This is a genomic window from Streptomyces sp. NPDC056061 (assembly GCF_042266885.1).
In the GTDB taxonomy this organism is placed as follows: Bacteria; Actinomycetota; Actinomycetes; order Streptomycetales; family Streptomycetaceae; genus Streptomyces.
The window spans coordinates 269,108-291,808 of the sequence record NZ_JBHJWQ010000003.1; the positions used below are offsets into that span (position 1 = coordinate 269,108).

At 69.7% G+C, this 22,701-nt stretch carries 17 protein-coding genes and 1 pseudogene; 6 read left to right on the top strand and 12 right to left on the bottom strand.

Annotation, left to right across the window (positions count from 1 at the left end; all coding sequences use genetic code 11):
• Position 1: 1 nt before the first annotated feature.
• The 4 genes and pseudogenes from ACFC79_RS07245 (at position 2) to ACFC79_RS07260 (ending at position 3,712) form a co-directional block, all read left to right on the top strand.
• Complete coding sequence (locus ACFC79_RS07245; RefSeq protein ID WP_376236692.1) at positions 2-910, top strand: ABC transporter permease; 909 nt, start codon at positions 2-4, stop codon at positions 908-910.
• Positions 907-1,818 (top strand): ABC transporter ATP-binding protein, encoded by a 912-nt coding sequence (locus ACFC79_RS07250; protein WP_376236346.1) that lies wholly within the window; start codon positions 907-909, stop codon positions 1,816-1,818. Before ACFC79_RS07245 ends, ACFC79_RS07250 begins: the two co-directional genes overlap by 4 nt.
• Before the next feature lie 30 nt (positions 1,819-1,848).
• On the top strand, positions 1,849-2,568 hold the full coding sequence (locus ACFC79_RS07255; protein ID WP_376236349.1) for an ABC transporter permease: 720 nt from the start codon (positions 1,849-1,851) through the stop codon (positions 2,566-2,568).
• A 427-nt stretch (positions 2,569-2,995) separates the two neighbouring features.
• Positions 2,996-3,712 (top strand): annotated as a pseudogene (locus tag ACFC79_RS07260) (hypothetical protein).
• 401 nt (positions 3,713-4,113) lie between these two features.
• Here ACFC79_RS07260 and ACFC79_RS07265 read toward each other — a convergent pair.
• The 9 genes from ACFC79_RS07265 to ACFC79_RS07305 form a co-directional block, all read right to left on the bottom strand.
• On the bottom strand, positions 4,114-4,911 hold the full coding sequence (locus ACFC79_RS07265) for an HAD family hydrolase (protein WP_376236352.1): 798 nt from the start codon (positions 4,909-4,911) through the stop codon (positions 4,114-4,116).
• Positions 4,908-6,197 carry a serine--tRNA ligase gene (gene serS / locus ACFC79_RS07270; RefSeq protein WP_376236353.1) on the bottom strand — a complete coding sequence of 430 codons (1,290 nt, stop codon included), beginning with the start codon at positions 6,195-6,197 and terminating at the stop codon, positions 4,908-4,910. Before serS ends, ACFC79_RS07265 begins: the two co-directional genes overlap by 4 nt.
• Before the next feature lie 663 nt (positions 6,198-6,860).
• Positions 6,861-7,796 (bottom strand): prephenate dehydratase, encoded by a 936-nt coding sequence (gene pheA / locus ACFC79_RS07275; RefSeq protein WP_376236356.1) that lies wholly within the window; start codon positions 7,794-7,796, stop codon positions 6,861-6,863.
• Between the two features lie 140 nt (positions 7,797-7,936).
• Positions 7,937-9,451, bottom strand: coding sequence for an iron uptake transporter deferrochelatase/peroxidase subunit (gene efeB / locus ACFC79_RS07280; protein ID WP_376236359.1), 1,515 nt, complete (start codon positions 9,449-9,451; stop codon positions 7,937-7,939).
• Positions 9,452-9,506: 55 nt separating this feature from the next.
• The gene (locus ACFC79_RS07285; RefSeq protein WP_376236362.1) at positions 9,507-11,543 is read right to left on the bottom strand and encodes a copper resistance protein CopC; all 2,037 of its coding nucleotides are present in this window, start codon (positions 11,541-11,543) and stop codon (positions 9,507-9,509) included.
• 14 nt (positions 11,544-11,557) lie between these two features.
• Positions 11,558-12,007: a copper chaperone PCu(A)C gene (locus ACFC79_RS07290; protein WP_376236363.1), complete on the bottom strand. Its 450-nt coding sequence runs from the start codon at positions 12,005-12,007 to the stop codon at positions 11,558-11,560.
• Positions 12,004-12,657, bottom strand: coding sequence for an SCO family protein (locus tag ACFC79_RS07295; RefSeq protein ID WP_376236366.1), 654 nt, complete (start codon positions 12,655-12,657; stop codon positions 12,004-12,006). The genes ACFC79_RS07290 and ACFC79_RS07295 overlap by 4 nt, the downstream gene beginning before the upstream one ends.
• Before the next feature lie 206 nt (positions 12,658-12,863).
• The gene (locus tag ACFC79_RS07300; protein ID WP_376236369.1) at positions 12,864-13,598 is read right to left on the bottom strand and encodes a YcnI family protein; all 735 of its coding nucleotides are present in this window, start codon (positions 13,596-13,598) and stop codon (positions 12,864-12,866) included.
• Between the two features lie 228 nt (positions 13,599-13,826).
• Positions 13,827-14,627, bottom strand: a complete 801-nt coding sequence (locus ACFC79_RS07305) for a hypothetical protein (RefSeq protein ID WP_376236371.1) — start codon at positions 14,625-14,627, stop codon at positions 13,827-13,829.
• 394 nt (positions 14,628-15,021) lie between these two features.
• On the opposite strand from ACFC79_RS07305, the gene ACFC79_RS07310 reads away from it, so the two are divergent.
• Complete coding sequence (locus tag ACFC79_RS07310) at positions 15,022-15,573, top strand: ATP-binding protein (RefSeq protein ID WP_376236373.1); 552 nt, start codon at positions 15,022-15,024, stop codon at positions 15,571-15,573.
• 144 nt (positions 15,574-15,717) lie between these two features.
• Here ACFC79_RS07310 and ACFC79_RS07315 read toward each other — a convergent pair whose 3' ends face one another.
• Both ACFC79_RS07315 and ACFC79_RS07320 read right to left on the bottom strand, forming a co-directional pair.
• A complete protein-coding gene (locus ACFC79_RS07315) occupies positions 15,718-17,181 on the bottom strand; it encodes an aminopeptidase P family protein (protein WP_376236376.1) in 1,464 nt (487 codons plus the stop codon).
• A gap of 309 nt (positions 17,182-17,490) precedes the next feature.
• Positions 17,491-18,837 (bottom strand): PP2C family protein-serine/threonine phosphatase, encoded by a 1,347-nt coding sequence (locus tag ACFC79_RS07320; protein ID WP_376236378.1) that lies wholly within the window; start codon positions 18,835-18,837, stop codon positions 17,491-17,493.
• Between the two features lie 647 nt (positions 18,838-19,484).
• Here ACFC79_RS07320 and ACFC79_RS07325 point away from each other — a divergent pair.
• Positions 19,485-20,210: a bifunctional DNA primase/polymerase gene (locus tag ACFC79_RS07325; RefSeq protein ID WP_376236381.1), complete on the top strand. Its 726-nt coding sequence runs from the start codon at positions 19,485-19,487 to the stop codon at positions 20,208-20,210.
• A gap of 1,122 nt (positions 20,211-21,332) precedes the next feature.
• Here the strand turns inward: ACFC79_RS07325 and ACFC79_RS07330 are convergent.
• Complete coding sequence (locus ACFC79_RS07330; RefSeq protein ID WP_376236383.1) at positions 21,333-22,316, bottom strand: DUF5926 family protein; 984 nt, start codon at positions 22,314-22,316, stop codon at positions 21,333-21,335.
• Positions 22,317-22,701: the final 385 nt, after the last annotated feature.

The window sequence follows — 22,701 nt, forward strand, 5'->3', positions numbered from 1 at the left end:
CATGCAGACCGGGACCGCGGCCGCCGGTGGCGGCGAGACGTCCCGGATCCACAACATCGGGTACCGCTCCTACGACGGCCCGCGGCTGGGGCGCGGATACGCCCGGCGTTCGCTGTACTCGCAGTCTCTGCGAGGAGCATTCGGACTGGGGCGTTCCGCCAAGTCCAAAGTGCTGCCGATGCTGCTCTCAGGAGTGATGTGCATCATCGCGGCGATCATCGTCGCCGTCGCCATCGCCACGCCCGGGTCCACGGCCCTGCCGATGAAGTACACGTCGTTCGCGATCTACCTCCAGGCCGTCATCGGCCTGTTCCTCGCCGCGCAGGCACCGCAGTCGGTCTCGCGCGACCTGCGCTTCAAGAGCGTGCCGCTGTACTTCTCGCGTCCGATCGAACGAGTCGACTACGTCGTCGCGAAGTTCGCCGCCATGGCGTCCGCGCTCCTCATCCTCACCGGCGCACCGCTCGTCATCCTCTATGTGGGTGCGCTGCTCGGAAAGTTCGACTTCGCCACGCAGACCAAGGGGTTCGGGCAGGGAATGGTGTCGGTGGCATTGCTCTCCGTGCTTTTTGCCGGGCTGGGACTGGTCATGGCCGCGCTGACCCCGCGCCGCGGCTTCGGCGTCGCCGCGGTGATCGCCGTGCTGACCATCTCCTACGGTGCGGTCTCCACCGTGCAGGCCATCGCCTGGGGGACGGGTTCCGAGGGCGCCGTCGCGTGGCTGGGGCTGTTCTCCCCGATCACGCTGGTCGACGGCGTGCAGACCGCGTTCCTCGGGGCCGCGTCCGCCTTCCCGGGCAGCGAGGGGCCGGGCACGGGGCTCGGAGTGCTCTATCTGATCGTTGTTCTCGCGCTCGTCGTCGGCTCGTACGGCGTACTGATGCGCCGCTACCGGAAGGTCGGGCTGTGACCACCATCGAGATCGACCACACCTCGCGCTGGTTCGGGAATGTGGTCGCCGTCAACGACGTGAGCATGACGGTGGGGCCGGGCGTCACCGGACTGCTCGGACCCAACGGCGCGGGCAAGTCCACGCTGATCAACATGATGGCCGGTTTCCTCGCTCCGTCCACGGGCACCGTCACGCTCGACGGGCAGGCGATCTGGCGGAACGAGGCGGTGTACAAGGAGATCGGCATCGTGCCGGAGCGGGAGGCGATGTACGACTTCCTGACCGGCCGCGAGTTCGTCGTCGCCAACGCGGAACTCCAGGGGCTCGGCGACGCGGAGGCGCAGCGGGCGCTGGCCACGGTCGAGATGGAGTACGCGCAGGACCGCAAGATCTCCACATACAGCAAGGGCATGCGCCAGCGCGTGAAGATGGCGTCCGCCCTGGTCCACGAGCCGTCGGTGCTGCTGCTCGACGAACCGTTCAACGGGATGGACCCGCGCCAGCGGATGCAGCTGATGGAACTGCTGCGTCAGATGGGCGCCCAGGGGCGGACGGTCCTCTTCTCCTCGCACATCCTCGAAGAGGTCGAACAACTCGCCTCGCACATCGAGGTGATCGTGGCCGGGCGGCATGCGGCATCCGGCGACTTCCGGAAGATCCGCAGGCTGATGACGGACCGCCCGCACCGCTATCTCGTGCGCTCCAGCGACGACCGCGCCCTCGCTGCCGCGCTCATCGCCGACCCGTCGACGGCCGGTATCGAGGTGGACCTGGGCGAGCGGGCCCTGCGCATCCAGGCCGTCGACTTCGGGCGCTTCACCGAGTTGCTGCCGAGGGTCGCGCGTGAGCACGGAATCCGCCTGCTGACCGTTTCGCCGTCCGACGAGTCCCTCGAATCGGTCTTTTCCTATCTTGTAGCGGCCTGAGTAGTGGCCTGAAAGGAGCTGTGAAGCGTCATGTACGACCCCACAGTCGCCCGGCTCACCTACCGGGCCCTGCTCGGCCGGCGCCGGGCCGCCATCATGTTCGTCCTGCCGGTGCTGCTGGTGGCCATCGCGGTGGCGGTACGGGCGTTCGCCGGAGCCGACGACCAGGTCGCGGCGAACGTGCTGGGAGGCTTCGCCATCGCCACGATGGTGCCGCTGATCGGTGTGATCGCCGGAACGGGCGCCATCGGCCCCGAGATCGACGACGGCTCGATCGTCTACCTGCTGTCCAAACCGGTGAAGCGGCCCACGATCATCTTCACCAAACTGATCGTGTCCATCGCGGTCACCATGGTCTTCTCCGCACTGCCCACGCTGATCGCGGGCCTGATCCTCAACGGCAACGGCCAGCAGATCGCGGTGGCGTACACCGTCGCGGCCCTGGTCGCGTCGATCGCGTACAGCTCGCTGTTCCTGCTGCTGGGCACCATCAGTCGGCACGCGGTGGTCTTCGGACTCGTCTACGCGCTGGTGTGGGAGGCGCTGTTCGGCAGCCTGGTGCCCGGGGCACGCACGCTCAGCGTGCAGCAGTGGTCCCTCGCGGTCGCCGAGAAGATCGGCGAGGCCGGCACGATCACCTCCGATGTCGGACTGCCGACCGCGACGATCCTGCTGGTGGCCGTCACCGTGGGCGCCACCTGGTACGCGGGGCAGAAGCTGCGCACCCTGAAGCTGGCCGGGGAGGAGTGAGCGGGGGCGGGGGCCGGGCTGTGGGCGGGGGCCGGCCGGCGGCTCGGTGCTCGGTTCCCTGCCGCTTCCTGGTCCGGGGCCTTTCGAGCTCCTGACCGGTTCCTGTGCCGTCGTCGCGCCCGCAGTCGCACACCGATCACCGTCGTCGTCCGGTGGTCCGTCGTCAACCCTCGTCCTCCGGGCGGGGGTTGACGCATGTCGGACAGAAGTGTGCGTGACTGTACGGTTATCGGCTCGTTGTGCGGGGTGCGTGGAGGCAACTGGAATCCGAGACGTCGTGGCTTTCGTGAAACAGGGGATTGCCGGTGCCGGCGGGAGATCGCCTGCCGGGTCGGTCATTGAGTGTGTGGCAACCGTGAGCGTCCTCCGCCCCTCAGGCCCGGGACTGGGTCGGTCATCGCCGGTTTCCCGACTGAAAGGCATGTCCATGCCAGCGGAAGTCGCCCTGCTCGAATCACGTGCGCTGCGCGTCGAGCAGATGGGGCGTGTGGACGTCCTCGACAAGGTGAAGAGCCTTGTCATGCTCCCTGATGGAATTCACCTTCGCACAGAGGACGTGGCACGTTACTTCGAAGTATCCACAGAGGTCGTCAAGAAGGTGGTCCAGCGGCATCGAGTCGAGTTCACGGAGAACGGGCTCAGGGTGCTGCGCGGCTCTGAACTGCGAGAATTCCATAGGGACATGTTGTCCCTATAGGGAGGGGAACCGGGCGGGAGTTATCCACAGGCCGCCGCCCGACTCACGCTCTACACCCGCAGGACCGTGCTCAACGTCGCCATGCTTCTTCGCGACAGCGACATCGCCCGATGCGTCCGTACGTATCTGCTCGACGCGGAGCGGCATCTGCGTGCGGGGTGTGCCTCGCTCGAACAACGCGTCACCCGGGTCGAGAGCTGCCTCGTCGGCGTGGGTGACGCGCTCCAGGAGCTCGGGCCCGTTCTCGAACGGATGTCGATCCGGCTCGGTGCTCTCGACCGCAGGCTGGATGCCACGCACCAGATCGTTGGCGCGATGAGTGTGAGACTCGGCCACATGGCGGAGGACATCGTCCGGATCGACGGCAGGGTGGACGTTCTCGCCCGCCATCTGAAGGACCTGGGGTGCCGCACCGACAAGCGGAGCCGGGAGGACGAACACCGCTGACGCGACGGGGCGAGCGGTCTTTCGGTGACGTCCGGAGAACGGATGGTGCCGAGAGGCCGCGCCCGGACGGTGGTGGGACGCCGCCATGGGGCGCGAGGCACATATCGGTGCGGTGTGAAGGGGGCGGAAACTCGCCGCCGCATGCCGATACGCCCCTCACCGACCGGGAGAGGAGCGCGACGATGACCGACAGTGAGAGTTCGTAGAGTTCCCGGCGGGGCGGTCCCGAGGCCGGTACCGGAGTAGTCACCGATACCCCGCCGTTGCCGATCGGGGCAGGACGCCCGGGGAGGCAAGCCGTGTCATCGCACGCCGACGCCCGGTTCCGGGTAAGGGCACGGCCCGTACGTGTACGGGCCGTGCCCTTACGGAGAAGCCTCACCGGTCACACCGGTCACGGCCTAGAGCAGCCGCTCCAGCACCACCGCGATGCCGTCGTCCTCGTTGGACGCGGTGATCTCCTGCGCCACGGCCTTCAGGTCCTCATGAGCGTTGGCCATGGCCACACCGTGCTTCGCCCAGGCGAACATCGGGATGTCGTTCGGCATGTCCCCGAAGGCAAGCGTGTCCGCGGCCTTCACGCCCAGCCGGCGTGCGGCCAGCGAGAGCCCGGTCGCCTTGCTCAGCCCCAACGGCAGGATCTCCACCACACCCGGACCTGCCATGACCACGTTCACCAGATTGCCGACGGCCGCTCGCGCGGCCGTCGCCAGTGCGTCGTCGTCCAGATCGGGATGCTGGATGTAGACCTTGTTCAGCGGAGCCGCCCACAACTCGGCCGGATCCTCCGCGACGACAGCGGGGAGAGGCCCCTCCTGCACGCGGTAGCCGGGGCCGATCACGACCTCGCCGTCGAGCCCGTCGCGGCTCGCCGCCAGTGCCAGCGGGCCGACCTCCGCCTCGATCTTGGACAGTGCGAGACCGCCGAGCTGCCGGTCCAGCGTCAACGAGGTCAGCAGCCTGTGTTCGCCCGCGTGGTACACCTGCGCGCCCTGGCCGCAGACCGCGAGGCCCTCGTAGCCGAGGTCGTCCAGGATGTGCCGGGTCCACGGAACCGCGCGGCCGGTGACGATGATGTGCGCGGCACCGGCCGCCGCAGCCGCGGTCAGAGCCGTCCGGGTGCGCTCCGAGACCGTGTCGTCGTTGCGCAGCAGCGTTCCGTCGAGATCGGTCGCGACGAGTTTGTACGGAAAGGTCACTTGGCGACCGGTTCCAGGACCTCGCGTCCGCCCAGGTACGGCCGGAGCACCTCGGGCACCCGCACCGAACCGTCGGCCAACTGGTGGTTCTCCAGGATCGCCACGATCGTGCGCGGCACGGCGCAGAGCGTGCCGTTCAGCGTGGCCAGCGGCTGGAGAACCTTCTTGCCGTCCTGGTTGTCGCGCATCCGGACGGACAGGCGACGCGCCTGGAAGCTGTCGCAGTTCGACGCGGACGTCAGTTCCCGGTACTTGCCCTGCGTCGGGATCCACGCCTCGCAGTCGAACTTCCGGGAGGCCGAGGCGCCGAGGTCGCCGGTGGCGACATCGATCACCTGGAAGGGCAGCTCAAGGGCGGTGAGCCACTGCTTCTCCCAGTCCAGGAGCCTGCGGTGTTCGGCCTCGGCGTCCGCCGGGTCGACGTACGAGAACATCTCGACCTTGTCGAACTGGTGGACGCGGAAGATGCCCCGGGTGTCCTTTCCGTACGTACCGGCCTCGCGGCGGTAGCACGGCGAGAAGCCCGCGTAGCGCAGCGGCAGCTTGTCGGCCTCGATGATCTCGTCCATGTGGTACGCCGCGAGCGGGACCTCGGAGGTGCCGACCAGGTAGTAGTCGTCCTTCTCCAGGTGGTACACGTTCTCGGCGGCCTGACCCAGGAAGCCGGTGCCCTCCATGGCACGCGGGCGGACCAGTGCCGGCGTCAGCATCGGGACGAAGCCCGCCTCGGTGGCCTGGGCGATCGCCGCGTTGACGAGGGCCAGCTCCAGCAGCGCGCCGACGCCCGTCAAGTAGTAGAAGCGCGAGCCGGAGACCTTGGCACCGCGCTCCATGTCGATGGCGCCGAGCTTCTCGCCGAGCTCCAGGTGGTCCTTGGGCTCGAAGCCCTCGGCCCCGAAATCGCGGATTGTGCCATGCGTCTCCAGGACGACGAAGTCCTCCTCGCCGCCGACCGGCACGTCCTCGTGGACGATGTTGCCGATCTTGAGCATCAGGCTCTTCGCCTCGGCATCGGCCTCGTCCTGCGCCGCGTCGGCAGCTTTGACCTCGGCCTTCAGCTGCTCGGCCCGCTTGAGCAGCTCGGCGCGCTCCTCGGGCGAGGCCTTGGGGATGAGTTTGCCGAGCGCTTTCTGCTCGGAGCGGAGTTCGTCGAAGTGGACGCCGGACGACCTGCGCCGCTCGTCGGCGGAGAGCAGGGCGTCGACGAGCGCGACGTCCTCTCCACGGGCGCGCTGGGAGGCGCGAACACGGTCGGGGTCCTCACGGAGCAGGCGAAGGTCAATCACCCCTCCAGGCTACCGGTGCGCGCTTCTGCAGCTCGAACCGATATTGCCACGCGTGTCCTTTTGTCCAAATTGCCTGAATTGGTAAAAGGTGGGGTGCAATGCGTGACAGTTGATCGGTTCGGCGGTCAATGGAAAAGAGTTTATCCCTCCAAAAGGGGGTATTGGGTGCTGGCTGTCTTGACGTATCTGCCTACCGTCGAGGGGGAGTTGGGTCCTGCTTGTCCACAGGCGTTGAGGCCGGTCGGAGTTATCCACAGGTTGTGAGGAAGTTCTGTGGACACCGGAGAGGTGCACGCCGGGCAAGACGCCGAGGGGTGCAGGTTTTCCTTTCAAACCCGCTTCGGGCGCTCGTTCGGGTGGAAATACCGGCCTCGATGGGTTGATCGTCGGAATGGGGTCGACATCCGGCGGCCCAGTTCATCTCTTGGCCTGTGGATGCACCTGGGGTGACTGTGGCGATATGCCGATCATGTCGCCTGGAGGTGTCGACTTATCCCCAGGCTGAGAGCCATCTCTGTGGATAACTCTGTGGATGTCGAAGATCCGTAGATAGCACGCCACCCGGATATGGGGCTCGACAGCCACCACCCCGGCATGCCCCCGCCCCGGGGCACTGTCGCCCGAGGTACTGCCACCCCGGGCGCAGCCGACACCGGACCGGAGTCAGACCCGACCGTCGAGATTCCGGGCCAGCCAGTCGGAGGCTTCGGTGAATTCCGCGTCGGTCGTACCGTGTCGCAAGGGCCGTACGTCCTGCGGATCCACTCCTGCCCGCGGATACGAGCCGAGGAACCGGACCTTCGGGCAGATGCGTTTCAGGCCCATCAACGCCTCCCCGACCCGTCGGTCCGCGATGTGCCCCTCGGCATCCACGGCGAAGCAGTAGTTGCCGATGCCGGCGCCTGTCGGGCGTGACTGGATCAGCATCAGGTTCACCCCGCGGACCGCGAACTCCTGCAGAAGTTCGAGCAGCGCACCGGGCTGGTCCTCGCCCAGCCAGATGACCACCGAGGTCTTGTCCGCACCCGTCGGTGCTGCGGGCCTGGCCGGGCGGCCCACCAGGACGAAGCGCGTCTGCGCGTTCTCCGCGTCGTGGATCTCGGTCACCAGCGGTTCCAGACCGTACGTCGCCGCCGCGAACTCACCGGCGAAGGCGGCGTCGTACCGTCCCTCCTGCACCAGCCGGGCACCGTCGGCGTTCGACGCCGCGGATTCCCATACGGCATCCGGGAGATGGGCCGTCAGCCAGTTGCGCACCTGCGGCTGTGCGGCCGGGTGGGCGGTGACCGACTTGATGTCGGAGAGCTCGGTGCCGGGGCGGACCAACAGCGCGAAGCTGATGGAGAGCAGCACCTCGCGGTAGATCATCAGCGGTTCGCCGGAGGTCAGCTCGTCGAGCGTCGCGGTGATGCCGCCCTCGACGGAGTTCTCGATCGGCACGAGGGCCGCGGCGGCGGCCCCGCTGCGCACCGCGTCCAGAGCCGCCGGTACGGAGACCATCGGTACGAGCTCGCGGGTGGCGGCTTCCGGGAGTGTACGGAGGGCGACTTCGGTGAAGGTGCCCTCGGGGCCGAGGTAGGCGTAGCGCGTGGCGGACATACGGTCACCCTAGTGCTGTGACCGGCGAGGTTCACCGGCCCGCAGATCTTTCCGGTCGTGGCACGAAGGGCCGTCCCGCCCGTCGAGGTTTACGGGACAGCCCCCGGCGCCCCTCCCGGCACCGGTGCGCTTTGGCGCATTCAGGACTCCAGCAGCCGCTGCCCCACGTACTCGCCCCGCGCCGCCCCTCCCGGCACCGCGAACAGGCCGCTCGCCTCGTGCCGGATGAAAGGCGACAGCGCGTCGCCCCGGTCCAGCTTGCGCTGCACGGTGACGAAGCCGCGCAGCGGATCCGCCTGCCAGCAGATGAACAACAGTCCGGCGTCCGGGGTGCCGTCCTCCGCGATGCCGTCGTGGTACGAGAAGGGGCGTCGGAGCATGGCCGCACCGCTGTTCTTCTCGGGAGAGGAGATCCGGGCGTGCGCGTTGTCGGGTATCAGGAGCTTGCCGTCGGGCCCGGCCCCGTCGAGGTCCATCGCGGTGGTCTCCGTGCCGCCGCTCAGCGGGGCGCCGTCCTTCTTGCGTCGCCCTATGACCTGCTCCTGCCGTTCCACCGGGAGCTTCTCCCAGTCGTCGAGCAGCATCCTGATCCGCCGTACGACCGCGTACGACCCGCCGGCCAGCCACGCGTACGCGCCGTCCGTTTCGGCCGGGACGAAGACGCGCCGGTCGAAGTCGCTGTCGGCGGGCTGCGGATTGCCGGTGCCGTCGATCTGGCCCATCAGATTGCGAGCGGTCATCGGCCGGGCGGTGGCGCCGGGGGTGCGGTTGAAGCCGTTCATCTGCCAGCGAACCCTGGCGGTTCCGGCGCTCTCCTTCTGTATGGCACGCAGCGCGTGGAACGCGACGAGCGCGTCGTCGGCGCCGATCTGCACCCAGAGGTCACCGTTGGAGCGCTTGGCGTCCAGGCGATCGTTGGAGAAGGGCGGCAGCGGGTCGAGTCCGGGCGGGCGACGATCGGCCAGCCCGGTGCGGTCGAAGAAGGTGTGGCCGAAACCGAAGGTGATGGTCAGGGAGGACGGCCCGGCATCGAGCGCGATCCCGGTGTCATGGGCCGCGCCGTCCGCCGTGCCTCCGGCCGCCGGTTCACCGGTCATCAGGAGCCGGGCCACGTCCGACCAGCGGCGCATCAGGGCGGCGGCCTCCTTCCGTCCGGCACCCGGTGCCAGGTCGAAGGCGACGAGGTGGCCACGTGCCTGAAGCGGAGTGGTGATCCCCGGTTGATGTTTCCCGTGAAACATCACTTCCGTGGAACCGACCGCGGTCAGGGCGGTCGGCTCCTCGGGCCGGGTCATGGCGTGGCCCGTCGCGCCTCCGGCCGCCCCGACCAGCAGGCCCGCCGCACCCGTGGCGCCCGCGGTGCCGAGCAGCCGCCGCCGGGTGAGGGCACGGCCGGCCGGACGGGATGCCCCGCCGTTCGCGTCCTTCCCGGTGGCCGCGCCGGTTCCGCCGTTCTTCCTGCTGCGGTCGCTCCCGACGGTCTCGCCACGCCCGACGGTCTCGCCGTTCGTGACAGTTCCGTCGCTCCCCGGGGTTCTGCCGCTACCGGCGGTCCCGTCGTACGTGTCGGCCCCGCCGCGCGTGCCGGTTCCACCACTCGTGCCGCCCGTGGCGACCTTCCGGTTGTCAGTGGAGCCCTTGCGGCTGCCCGGCAAGGTCTTCCTCCTGTTGTTCCCGCTCACCATGTGTCGCTTCCGCTCACGATCCTGCTCAGCCGATCTTCACGTTCTTGTCGATGGTCGTCTGATCGATGTCCGACGTGCGCACCGTCACCGCGACCTTCCAGTCACCGGCCATCGGGATCTGGACGCCGCTCGCGGTCCAGTGGCCCTCGGCGAGCCGGGTGGGGGGTACCGGGAGCGGGCCGATGTCCTTGGACTCCAGAGTGAGGGCGACCTTCAGCTCGGGGACGTCCATGGCCTTGCCGTCGGCGCCGTCGACCCAGATGTGCAGCTCATTGACGCCGGTGCGGCCCGGGTCGAGTTCCATGCGCACCGTTCCCCTGCCGTTCTCACCACCCGTGTCGAACGGCAGGGTCAGACCGACCGGGCCCGCGGCCACCGGGGCGGCACCCGCCGTGGAACTCCGGGCCGCTTCCTCGGTGCGCCCCGGCTCGGTCGAGGTCAGTACCGTCGTCACGGCGAGGAGCACGACGGCGACACCGACTTCGGCGAGTACCGAGCGGCGCAGACCGGAGCGGTCCGGGTCGGCGTCGCGGATCCGCTTCCTCTCGGCGGTGGCCACGGCGGCCTGCTGCCGGGCGAGCTGCGCCGCCCGTGCCGAGTCCTCGGCCGTCGCTGTCTCGGGTGTCGCCGCCCCGGGTGCCACCTCCCCGTTCCTTCCGGCCTTCCCGGTCCTTCTGGCCTTCCCGGTCCTTCCGGTCTTCCCGGTCTTCTTGGCCGTGGTGTCGACATCGGCCTCGCCGGACCTCTCGCGCCCCGTACCGCTTCCGCCCGTACCGCTTCCGCCCGTGATCAAACGGGCGGTCCAGCGGCGCGAACCCCAGGCGATGGCGACCAGGACGGCGACGAGTGCCACCTTTGCGAGCAGCAGCTGCCCGTATCCCGTACCGGTGAGTGCGGACCAGGTACCGACCTGGCGCCAGGACTGGTAGATCCCGGTCGCGGTGAGCACGACCACGCTGCCGAACGCGATCCGGGAGAAGCGCCCCACTGCCGCCGCCTCGACGTCCGGCGTCCGGTACAACGCGACGAGCAGTGCGGCGAGCCCGCCCAGCCAGGCGGCGACGGCCAGCAGGTGGAGCACGTCGACCGGCATGGCGATACCGGTCTGGATGCCTGTCGAGGCGTGCTCGGCGAGCGACCAGGTACCGGCGATCCCGGCGGCGATCACCGCACCGCCGATGGCCAGCCCGAAGGTGAGGTCCTTCTTCTCTCGCCGGTCCTCACGCCGCGCGTACGTCCCGAACAGCACGGCGATGAAGAGCGCGGACGCGCCGAGCAGCAGGAGCCGGGACACGAGTGCCGCGCCCGGCTTGGTGTCGAGAACTGCCTTCAGCCCGTCGAGGTCGAAGGCGTCCGCGAGTTTCCCGGAGCCGGTGTAGGGGTGGCGCAGCACCAGCATGGCCAGGGTGGCGACGGTGAGCATCAGCCAGCCGCGCACGACAAGGCGTTGCAGGGGCCGTGCGCCCGCGCCGCGCTGCCAGCAGGCCAGTACGAAGGCGGCTCCGCCGGCCAGCAGGATGAAACCGGCGTAGGCGGCGTAGCGCGCGATGTCGTAGAGGGTGCCGACGAGACCGCCCCCGGCCTCATCCGTCGGGGGGACGACGGTGGTCTTCGAGGGCGCTCCGACGGAGAAGGTGAAGGCTCCCGACACGGGATGGCTGTCCGCCGAGACGGCCTGCCAGGCGACGGTGTACGTGCCGTCGGGCAGCCCGGTGCGCAGCGGGACGCCGTACTTCACCGTGGAGCCGCTGCCCAGGTCGCGCGGGGCGGTGCCGGTGTCGGCCCGCTTGCCGGCGGGGTCCAGGACCCGGACCGAGTCGTTGCCGAGCGCGACCTGCTCGGAGAAGGTGAGCGTGATCTTCTTGGGGGCGATGGCGACCACCGCCCCGTCCTGCGGATCGCTCCCGGTGAGTGCGGCGTGTGCGGACGCGGAGCCCGCGCCGGCCAGCACCAGCCCGAATACCAGGCCGACGAGGGCGGCGAGGAGCGCGGCCGCGGTGAGTGGCCGACGGGCCGAGGGAGAGGACGGGGACGTTCCGAAGTGCGGGGCGGTGGCTGTCATGTCGTGTCAGTCCCTCACTGCTTCTTCGGGTTGTAGGTGGTCTCCTTCACGGGAAGGTCGACCTTGATCGGGTCGGCCTTCTCGAAGTGCAGCTCCACGGACACCTTCTCGCCCTGCTTGGGCTGCTGCTTGAGCTTCATGAACATGATGTGGTTCCCGCCGCGTTCCAGATTCAGTTCGCCGTCGGCCGGAACGTCGAAGGACGTCACCATGCGCATCACGTTGTTCTTCGTCTCGTGGATCGTGACGTCGTCCGAGAGCGGGCTGGTGACCGAGGTGAGCCGGTCGGCGGCGCCACCGCTGTTCTCTATGACGAGGAAGCCCGCGGCCATGTCGCCGACGGGCTGCGGCATGAACGCGCCGGACACCTTCAGCTCGGGTGCGGCGTCCGACGACGAGCATCCCGCCAGTGTCAGACCGGTGACGAGGGCGGCGGCGCCTACGAGGGCGGTGCGGCGGTTCACGGGTTCTCCCCCTTGACGATCTCGGGGAGGTCCTTGGCGTAGTCGTCGGGCGAGGTGTCCTCGCCGTACACGAGGTACCCCTTGTCGGTCTTCGGGGAGAACGCGATGACCTGCGAGCCGTGCATCGAGACGACCGTGCCGTCCTTCTCCTTCTTCGGCGCGTCGATGCCGATGCCGATCTGCCGCGCGCCCGCCTGGATGGTCGGGAAGTCGCCGGTGAGACCGATGAAGGAGGGGTCCTGGGACTTGAGCCAGGTGCCCAGCGAGGAGGGGGTGTCCCGCTCGGGGTCCGTGGTCACGAAGACGACCTGGAGCTTGTCCTGGTCGGCCTTGGGCAGCGCCTTCCTGGCGATGGCGATGTTGCTCATGGTGAGCGGGCAGACATCGGGGCAGTTGGTGTAGCCGAAGTAGATCAGCGTCGGCTTGCCCTTGGTCTGCTCACGGAGGTCGTACTTCTTCCCATGGGTGTCTGTGAGGACGAGGCCGGGCTTGGTGAACGGCTGGTCGAGCACCGTCGCGGCCTTGGTCTTGGTCGGGACGGACACATCGGCGAGGGGCTTCTCGGCAGCGTCGTCGCTGCCGCCGCACGCGGACAGGGTGAGCGCCGCCGCGGCGGCGAACGCCACTGCCAGCACTGATTTCTTACGCATGGAGCACTGAATCCTGGTGGGTCGGTGGGTCGGTGGGACGGATGGGGCGGTGTGGCTGAGGGTGTCCGGGTCGGCGCGAACGGGGCGTCGGGCCCGGGTGGAGCGTCGGACTCGGGTGGCGCCATGGACCCCGGGGTGCCATGGCGCCGCGTGTCCCGCGGGACCGCACCCTCCGCAGGCGGTACGGCCCGTGGGGCCGCCGTCGGTCAGGCGGCGCGGCGGCGCCCGGCGAGCACGCCGAAGGCCACCCCCGCGACGCCGACGACGATGCCGACGATGCCGAGGACGCGGGCCGTGGTATCGCTGTCGGACGAGTCCGACGCGGCCGTCGTCTGCTCGTCCGCCGCCTGCGTGGCCTTGTTCTTGTCGTCGGAGGCGCCGTGGTCACCGGCGGCCGGAGCGGTCAGCTTGAGGACTGGCGCCGGGCTCTCCGGCTCGGCTGCGCCCTCCTTCTGCTCCTCGATCCAGCGGACGACTTCCTTGTTGTCGTACGTCTGGATGGCCTTGAGCACCAACTGGTCGGCATCCTCGGGGAGCTGGCCGACGGAGAGCGGGAACTGCTGGAAGTAGCCGGGACGGATACCGGCGTTGTCCTTGTCGCCGGTGGCGGTCCAGGTGACCTTGGAAACCGCCTCGTTGATCTTCTTGCCGTGCATCTCCAGCGGCTTGGCCAGCTTGCTCGTGGTGACCTGGATGTCCCAGCCGGGTACGGCCTGCGGTGTGACCGAGGCCAATGGGTGGTCGGTCGGGAAGCTGACTTCGAGCTTGATCGTCGAGGCGTTGTCGCGTTCGTTGGGAACCTTGATGTTCACGGTCGCGTACCCGCCCTTGGCGGCCTCGCCCTGCGGCTGCACGGACACGTGCGCGGATGCGGGGCCGGCGAGGAGCAGCACGGTGGACGCGGCGATACCGCCGGCGAGGGCGATGCGGGAAACGTTCATGGCAGGGATCACTCCACGGAAGCACGTAGGAAGGGTGGCCCGGCGCGCGCGTGCGCGACGGCATCGCGACATCTCTTCCCCGCACGCCGCGCGCGTGCACCGATGCGCGGTACGCCGGGCGAATCGTGCGCCGGTCGGGGTGTGCGTCGGGTGACTGCGCGGCCGGGTGCCGAGCGACCACGGGATCGGACGTCCGGGAGGTCAACCGGCAGGGAGGCGGGTGTCGCGTCAGGCTGCGAGTGCGTACGCGGCGGGCGGACCGCGCCTGATCACCAGGTGCTGCAACGGGTCCCCGGTGGCGGGGAGCGGAGCGTCGACCGCGATACGCGGCGTGCGCGGTCCGGTCGTCGTGGATCCGGGCAGCCCGGCACGGAGGGCGTCCACGAGCGCGAGGGCGGCGCGCAGGGCGCGCAACCGGGCCCCGGCCGCGACCTGTTGGGCTCCGTGAGCGGACAGCCGGGCCAGTTCGAACAGGGCGATCTCGCCGCGCCGCAGCAGCCAGCCGGTGGCCACGGCGGCCAGCAGGTGACCGAGCAGCATGGGCAGGTCGGGCAGCAGCCCGGCAAGCGGGCCGGAGTGTCCGCCGACCGCAGGGGCCAGGTGCTGATACCCGCCCCTCACCGACGCCGGGTCGATGCCGGCGGTGGTGACGATGCGGTGGGCCTCGGCGGCGTTCAACTGGGCCGGGCCCATGCCGCACACGAGGCTTGCCGCGAACCGGATCAACGGCCCGTCGCCGGTCACGGGCGCCGCCGAAGCGGTGGGGGCGGCGGTGCTGAAGAGGGAGTGCAGGGCGATCTGCCCGCCGGCCAGGGCGACGGCGATGGACGGCAGCGAGCGTTCGCGTCCGGCGAGCGGTGCCACCACCGCGAAGACCCCCAGGAATCCGGCGAGCAGCGTCCACCGGGGGACGGCCGCGCAGGAGGCCAGGGAGTGACCTGCCGCGGACAGCACGACACAGACCGCGGTGAACACCGTGGCCCTCAGAAGCCGTAGACCGGCTCCGGCGCGTGCGACAGGCATAGACATGGCGGGCCCCATCATCGCACCGCGCCCCGCGCCTGGGCACGGCAGGTCCGGAAGGTCACCGTCCGTCCGATGCGTGCCCGAGCCCCCGCGTCTGCGAGCCGACGCGTTGCACGAGGGCCCGGATCCGTGAACCGACGCGTGTGCGTGCGAGGGCCCTCCCCGCCCGGGGCCGGGCGATGTGCCAGGTCAACGCCCCGAGGACGGAAAGGGGCCCGACGGCCGGGACGTCGGGAGGGCGGGGCCGACCGCCGAAAAATCGGTCCGGTTCGGCATACACGCGTACGTGGGATGCGGGTATCCGCCGAATGAGCGGTGTCACACCCGGTATGTGCTTACGACGGGTTCGGCAGGGCAATACGTATCGGTAGTCGAGCCGCAGCCAGGAGGCTGGAGCATGAGCATCTGGTGGTCCCTCCACTTGCGGCGCGAGGCTGCGAGCGTTCCGCTCGCCCGTCGCTTCCTGCTGGGGACGATGGAGACCGCGGGGGTGGACCCGGAGATTTCCTTCGATCTGTCGGTCGCGCTCACCGAGGCATGTGCGAACGCCGTCGAGCACGGCGGCGACCGCGGAACCCGTGAGGACCGTGAGGACCGGCCGCAGGAGGAACGGAACGCGGGACGCGGCCCGTGGGACGTTCGGGACGAGCGGCCCGGGTCGGCCCCCGGCCAGTACCGGGTCACCGCGTATCTGGACGGCGAGATGTGCCGCATCGAAGTCACCGACTCGGGGCCGGGCTTCCCCGCCCGGAGCATGTTGCGCCCGTCGGCACAACAGCATGGATCCCAGCCCTACCCCCCGCTCAGCGCCGAGGACGGCCGCGGTCTCTGCCTGATCGAACAGCTCGCCGATCACGTCCACTTCGGCAACCGGCCCGGGCACGGCGCCGTCGTGAGCTTCGACAAGGCGCTGAAATGGCGGGAGGGCGCCCTGCTCATGGTTTCCTGAGCGGGCGCCCTCGGGCGCGTGAACCGTTGCCCACCGGACCTCGGACCACCGGTCCGCGAGGACCGATCCGCGGGACCGTTCATGACGGTCAGTCCGTGACGACCTGCATGTGACCGCAGGCCCGTGACGGCAGGCCCGTGTAGATCAGCCCTTCAGACGGGCCATCCACGCCTCGACCTCGTCGGCCTGGCGAGGCAGCTTGTCCGAGAGGTTCCGGTTGCCGTCCTCGGTGACGAGGATGTCGTCCTCGATCCGGATGCCGATGCCCCGGTACTCCTCGGGGACGGTCAGGTCGTCGGCCTGGAAGTACAGGCCGGGCTCGACCGTGAGGCAGACGCCGGGCTCCAGCGTTCCGTTCACGTACGTCTCGGTGCGTGCCGCGGCACAGTCGTGGACGTCCAGGCCGAGCATGTGCCCGGTGCCGTGCAGCGTCCAGCGGCGGTGGAGGCCCAGCTCCAGGACCTTGTCCACGGACAGGTCACCGAGCAGGCCCCACTCCACCAGCTTCTCGGCGAGCACTCGCTGCGCCGCGTCGTGGAAGTCGCGGAAACCGGCGCCGGGCTTGACGGCCGCGATGCCCGCTTCCTGCGCCTCGTACACCGCGTCGTAGATCTTCCGCTGGAGCGGCGTGAACGTGCCGCTGATGGGGAGGGTGCGCGTCACGTCGGCGGTGTAGAGGTCATTGGTCTCCACACCGGCGTCGAGCAGCAGCAGCTCGCCGGAACGCACCGGGCCGTCGTTGCGCACCCAGTGCAGGGTGGTGGCGTGCGCGCCGGCCGCGCAGATCGAGCCGTAGCCGATGTCGTTGCCCTCGACCCGGGCACGCAGGAAGAAGGTGCCCTCGATGTAGCGCTCGCTCGTCGCCTCGGCCTTGTCGAGGACCTTCACGACGTCCTCGAAGCCGCGTGCGGTGGCATCGCAGGCCTTCTGCAGCTCGGCGATCTCGAAGGCGTCCTTGACCAGCCGGGCCTCGGAGAGGAAGACACGCAGCTCCTCGTCGCGCTCCGCGGTGACCTTGTCGGTCAGCGCGGCCTCGATGCCGGCGTCGTGACCGCGGACGTTGCGGACCGGTCCGGTGGCCTCGGCGAGCGCGGCCGGGAGCTTACGGACGTCCTTCGCCGGGATGCCCAGAAGCTGCTCGGCCTCGGCGAGGGAGTGGCGGCGGCCGACCCAGAGCTCGCCCTGGCCGTCGAGCCAGAACTCGCCGTTCTCGCGGTCGGAGCGCGGCAGCAGATGGATGGTGGCCTCGTGCCCGTCCGCGGTCGGCTCCAGGACGAGGACGCCGTCCTGGGTCTGGTCACCGGTGAGGTACGCGTACTCGGTGGAGGCGCGGAAGGCGTACTCGGTGTCGTTGGAGCGGGTCCTCAGGTTGCCCGCGGGGACGATCAGGCGCTCGCCGGGGAAACGCGCGGAGAGAGCGGCGCGCCGGGCGGCGGTGTGCTCGGCCTGGGCGATCGGTTCGAGGCCGTGCAACTCGGTGTCGGCCCAACCGGACTTCATGTTCGCGGCGAGTTCATCGGAGACGCCCGGGTACAGGCCGTTCTTCCGCTGCTTGATCGTCTCTTCTGCTTCGGTCTCCGGGTTCTCCGGGGTGAGCTCCTCAGCCACGACTAGTCTCTCCTTGATACGACACTGGACCCCGTCCATCGTACGGGTGTACGGAAGGGGGCACAGGGCCGGAAGACCTGTTACACGTCCCGCGCCGTGTCCGTACCCCTCCGGATTCTCCGTACCCCTCCGGATCCTCCGGTTCGTTCCGCGCACCGAGCGGCACGGCGTGCACCGCTTCCGGCGGGGTGGGGCGGGGCGGGAGGGGCGATGGTGCGTACCGGCCGGTGCGGCGCGGCGTCTCCCCACCGGTTCAGTCGAAGCACGCGGGCTTGAGTCGGAGCACGTGGCCCCGGACGAGGCACGGCTTCAGTCGAAGCGTGCGGCGACGACGACGACATCCTCGGTCCCGTCGTCCAGGTCGAGCCCGTCCGGCAGCATGGTCCTCAGCACATGGTCGACGACGGCCTCGGGGGTGTCGCGCAGCGCCTTCGGCACGCGTACCGCCGCCGAGTGGAGCCGCGCGAACGCCCGGTCCGTCGCGTCACCGGTGCGGCGCAGCAGCCCGTCGGTGTAGAGGAGCACGGTCTCGCCGGGGGCCGGGGCGATCTCCACGCTGGGCGCCTCCCAGCAGGCGAGCATGCCGAGTGGGGCGGAGACCGTGGTCTCGACGAACTCGGTGCGCCGCTCGCCGATGACGAGTGGGGGCGTGTGGCCCGCACCGGCCAGCAGGATCTTGTGGCGGGACGGTTCGCAGTAGGCGAAGAGGGCGGTCGCGGAGCGGGCGGGTTCGGTGAGCCGCAGCAGCAGTTCGAGGTCGGAGAGGACGGCGACCGGATCCTCGCCCTCCATCACGGCGTACGCCCGCAGGCCGGCCCGCAGTCGGCCCATGGCTGCCAGGGCGCTCGGTCCCGAACCGTCCACCGAGCCCACCGCGAGACCGAGTGCGCCCTCCGGCAGGGCCAGCGCGTCGTACCAGTCGCCGCCCCCCTGCGGCGCAGCGCGATGACGTGCCGCCAACCGCACGCCGGGGACCCGGGGCAGGCGGGTCGGCAGCAGTTCCTCCGTGACGGTGGCGACATCGGCCCTGGCCCGTTCCAGCTCCAGCAGCCTGGCCAGGTGCTCGCCCGCGTAACCGGTGTAGAGGCCGACGAGATGGCGCTGACGTTCCAGGGGTTCGGCCGGTTCGTCGTACAGCCAGACGGCGGCACCGAGTCTGCCGGTCGCCCCAGCGGCGATCGGCACGGTGTAGCTGGCGGCGTAGCCGAGCCGGGCGGCCACCTCGCGGCGCCTGGGATCCAGCGTGGTGTCGCCGAGCAGATCGGGGGTGGTCTGCTCCTTCTCGGCGTCCGGGAGTCCCTCCAGGATTCGGCCGTAGGAGGTGGCGCTGCGCGGCACTGTCGCGATGTGCCCGAGTTCGGCGTGCGCGAGCCCGAGACCGATGGTGTTGACGGGGCCGCGATGGTCGGACGGTTCGAAGACGACGAGGCCGCGACGGGCTCCGACCAGGGCGGCACCGGCGTCGAGCAACTCGTGCAGCGCGTCGTCGAGCGTGCTGGTCCTGGCCAGCCGCTCGGTGAGTTCGTGCAGCGTGGTGAGATCGGAGACCCAGCCGGCCAGCCGGTCCTGGATGAATGCTCCGGGGGCGGTCGGTACCGCGGAGAGAGAACCGGCAGTGTGCGCTGAAACAGGAACCGTTGGATCGATTCCAGCCACTTTCGGCAGGTGTGGGGCGCTCATGGCAGTCGGCTTTCCCGCCGGTGCGTCTCTTGGAATAGCATCGCAAACCCCCATGTCATTCTGCGCCGCTATCAGTGCATCCACATGTACACGTAGCATCCACATGTACACGCACAAGTGAGGCGATGTCCAGCATTGTCCCCGCAGGATTTGCGGTGTCCGAGCGTCAGTTAAGTTGGCCGAAAAATGCACATGACGGTAGCTATTTGAGGTCGACTGGGTGTGCTCGACAGGGGGTGTTCTCGGGGTGAAGTCCCATAGGGAGCGTCATTTCGGGCATGCTGGGTACGTGAACGATGATGGCCGCGGGCAGTTCTGATCGCCCCGGGAACCTGGCAGCGGGTCCGGACGTCCTCTCATGTGACGGCCACGCCCCCACCCCCGAGCGGCGGGATTGCACCTCGGGGCGGTATGCGCGACACGTGCGCTTCTCCTCGCCACGTTTGTGTTCCGACCCGTCTTGCCCCTCAGCTCGACCTGGTTCAGCGCACGCTCGGTACGACGACCCACCCGTACAACGGGTCGGAAGAGCGTGTACGCACGGTGCAGTGACGCGCGCGTGGTGTGACAGGCGCGTGGTGTGATGTGGACCCTCGGCGTTCAACGGAAAGGAACGAGCGCACATGCGCGAGATCCTCGGAAGGCGACGCAGGCTCCGGCGCGGGACACGGCCCGCCCCGCTCGACGCGGTCCTGACCTGTGCGACCGCGTGGCAGTGGCCGGTGCTCCCCGGCGTGGGGCTGGAGGCGGCCGGCGGCCGTGCGGGCCGCGGCCGCGGGTGTGCCTGCCCCGATCCCGATTGCGTCGTGCCCGGCGCGCACCCCTTCGATCCCGGTCTTCTCGCGGCGACCACTGATGAGCGCATGGTGCGCTGGTGGTGGACCAACCGGCCGACGGCTCCGATCCTGTTGGCCACCGGGGGACGCGCCCCCTGCGCGCTGAGCCTGCCCGCGGTGGCCGCCGCACGGGCGCTGGCCGAGTTGGACCGGATGGGCGTGCGGCTCGGCCCGGTGGTGGCGACACCGACCCGGTGGTCGCTGCTGGTTGCGCCGTACACCCTTGAGTATCTCGGCGAGCTGTTGCACGCCCAGGACCGGGTGCCCAGTGCGCTGCGCTTCCACAGCGAGGGCGGGTATCTCGTTCTTCCGCCGTCCGGGACGGGGACGGGACAGGTGCGCTGGGAACGGGGCCCCGCGCCGACTTCCCGGCGCGGGGCGAGCGGCACCCGCGGTCGCGATCGTGCCGCCTGTGACCCGGTTCCGTGGCTGCCGGATGTGGGGACGGTGCTCGACGCGCTGGTCGAGGCGAGCAACGGCGCGTCCGACGGAGGCAGTCGGCTCGCGTACTGAGCACTGCCGGTCTCGCGCACCGGGTGTTGCCAGTCCTGTGTGCCCGGCGATGCGGGGCGCGCATACCGGCTGTCGCCGGTCTCGCGTGCAAGGGGTGCGTCGCCGGGCCCTGCTCTTCAGGGGCGTCAGACCCTGCCCCGGAGTGCCGGGTCCGGGCTGTCCGGGGCGTCCGGGGTATCCGGGACGCCTGAGGTGTCCGATGTCCGGGCGCGCCCTTTCGCGGTGCCGTGGTGGGCGTCTGGGGCGATGGCGTCGCCGAACTGTTCGGAATTCGCCGAAGTGTCCTGAATCCGGATGAAGGTTGCAGATATCGGCAGCTTTCATCAACTGTTGATGTCCTGCTGGAACAGCTGACGATTCGGGCTGTGCGACTTCCGCTCGAAGAACGCCGAGGGGGTCGAGCGGGTCGAGCGACCCGAATGAACCCGGTGAGTCGAGCACAGTGGTCGAACGGCGGTGGCCGAGTGGTGGTGGTCGAATGGCCGGTATTGGCATTCGTGCGTGCCGGAGTCCGCTGCGGGCCTGATGGTGCCACCGCCTTCCGTCGAGATGTCTCTCGTGTTGGCCCCGTATGGGCAAATGCAAAGTCTGCCGCTGCAAAGTTCCAACGGTGGATGGATTTCTGACGGCTCTTCCGAATCTCTTCCCCGGAATTATTCGAAGATTTATTCGAGCAATGGGGTGGGGGTGCGGGGCGAGGGGGGTGGTCCCCTCGGCGTGGTTCTCTTCGTCGGGTCGGTCGCCTCGGTGGCCCTTGCAGCGCGCCGAGGTTGCGGGAGGAGTGGCTGGCGGGGTGGGGTGTGACAGCAAACCGGGGCGTGGCGTGCCCGGTTGAGGGTGTCACGCGGAGGGGAGTCGAGGGCGCCGGGAGAGGGGGCGTGCGACGAATCGGGGAAGGCGGCGGGGGCGTGCCGGTGATGTGCGCGCGGGCTCGCGCGCCGTCCCGAGAAATGAGGATGCCCGGTCGCTGGCGACGGGGGATGCACCAGCGACCGGGCTTCTAGAACGGTAACAAGAGATCTGCCATTCGCAAATTCGATCTCGCGTATTCGGACAGGGATTTACCTGTCAGTACGGCGAGTTGTGACGGGCATCACTCGGCCGGTCTTGCGGTCGTCACTGTCAGCTGAGCGTCACTTGGCGGTTGGTGAGCCCGCCCCGGGCCCGTCGCTCCTCGGCGGTGAGCGGCGCGTCCGAGGCGAGCGCCGCGGCCAGTCGCTCCGCGAACTCCACTGCGGGCTTCTCGCACTCCGCCGCGCCCATGGCGCTCGGCAGGTCCCACACCGGAACCATCAGCCCGTGCGCCCGGAAGGACCCGACCAGCCGCGTTCCCTCGCCCAGTGACGAGGTGCCTGCGGCGTGCAGCCGGGCGAGCGCGTCGAGGAGCTGCTCCTCGGGGTGCGGCATGACCCAGCGCAGGTGGTTCTTCTCCGGGGTCTCGCACCAGTAGGCGGCCTCCACGCCGGAGAGCCGCGCCGTCGGGATCGCCGCCTCGTTCGCACGCTCCAGGGACGCGGTCACCTCGGGCGTCGCGTTCTCCGAGTCCGGAACCCAGAACTCGAAACCGGAGTGCACGACGGGCTCGAACGCTGCATCGGGACCGAGCACATCCTGCAGCCTCGGGCCGTCGGCCGGTGCGCGCCGGGCGGTCACCGGTGAACCGGGCTCGGCGTCCAGCGCCTGCCGCAGGGTGTCCGCGAGATCGCGGCTGAGGTCACCGGACGGGGTGTCGTTCTGCAGGCCGAGCAGTACCGAGCCGTCGTCGCGGCGGAGGGCCGGCCACGCCATCGGCAGGACGGTCGCCAGCGTTACGGAGGGCACCCCCTCGGGGAGCCCTCCCCTGAGCGTCAGTTCGACCGTGGCGGCCGGCACCAGTTCGCGCAGGGCGACCCAGTCGCACTCACCGGCCAGCCCCTCGAAGGGACGGGCGACCAGCTCGGTCACGGCCTGGGCGGCGGCACGGCCGTGACACGCCTTGTAGCGGCGGCCCGAACCGCACGGGCAGGGCTCGCGGGCCCCGACCACCGGGATCTCGCCGTCCTCGATTTGCTGCTTCCCGGCGAGTTGTTGCTTCCCGGCCTTGGTCTGAGGGCGCTTCTTGGCCATGGTGGGCTTTCTCCCGATTGCGACAGTGCGGTCTGGCCCGCGAGCCTAGCGGCCGGTGCCGCGTCCGGAACACACGTGCCCGTGCACCGCGTCGGGCGCGAGCCCGCCCGCATCGGAGCGGTGACCCCGATCCGCGCCGGAACGAGCCACCCCGCCCGCATCGGAGGGAACCGCCCCGATTCACGTCCGGATCGGGCTCGGCCGCGTTCCGGATCGGCTTCCGGTCCGCTCCGGGTGCGTGTCGGCTGCGTGCCCGGAGCGTGTTGGGCGTGCGCCGGGTGCGTTCCGGATCGTGTCCCGGACCGACTTCCGACCCGAACCTTCGGTCTTGGCTCCGACCTGGGTTACCGGCCTCGGCTTCCGGAACCGGTTTCTGACTCCAGCC

Coding starts and splice junctions, on each gene's coding strand:
- ACFC79_RS07300 (WP_376236369.1), bottom strand. CDS start 13,598: ATGAACGTTTCCCGCATCGCCCTCGCCGGCGGTATCGCCGCGTCCACC.
- ACFC79_RS07295 (WP_376236366.1), bottom strand. CDS start 12,657: ATGCGTAAGAAATCAGTGCTGGCAGTGGCGTTCGCCGCCGCGGCGGCG.
- pheA (WP_376236356.1), bottom strand. CDS start 7,796: ATGTCCGCCACGCGCTACGCCTACCTCGGCCCCGAGGGCACCTTCACC.
- ACFC79_RS07325 (WP_376236381.1), top strand. CDS start 19,485: ATGCGCGAGATCCTCGGAAGGCGACGCAGGCTCCGGCGCGGGACACGG.
- ACFC79_RS07305 (WP_376236371.1), bottom strand. CDS start 14,627: ATGTCTATGCCTGTCGCACGCGCCGGAGCCGGTCTACGGCTTCTGAGG.
- ACFC79_RS07285 (WP_376236362.1), bottom strand. CDS start 11,543: ATGACAGCCACCGCCCCGCACTTCGGAACGTCCCCGTCCTCTCCCTCG.
- ACFC79_RS07310 (WP_376236373.1), top strand. CDS start 15,022: ATGAGCATCTGGTGGTCCCTCCACTTGCGGCGCGAGGCTGCGAGCGTT.
- ACFC79_RS07330 (WP_376236383.1), bottom strand. CDS start 22,316: ATGGCCAAGAAGCGCCCTCAGACCAAGGCCGGGAAGCAACAACTCGCC.
- ACFC79_RS07245 (WP_376236692.1), top strand. CDS start 2: ATGCAGACCGGGACCGCGGCCGCCGGTGGCGGCGAGACGTCCCGGATC.
- ACFC79_RS07255 (WP_376236349.1), top strand. CDS start 1,849: ATGTACGACCCCACAGTCGCCCGGCTCACCTACCGGGCCCTGCTCGGC.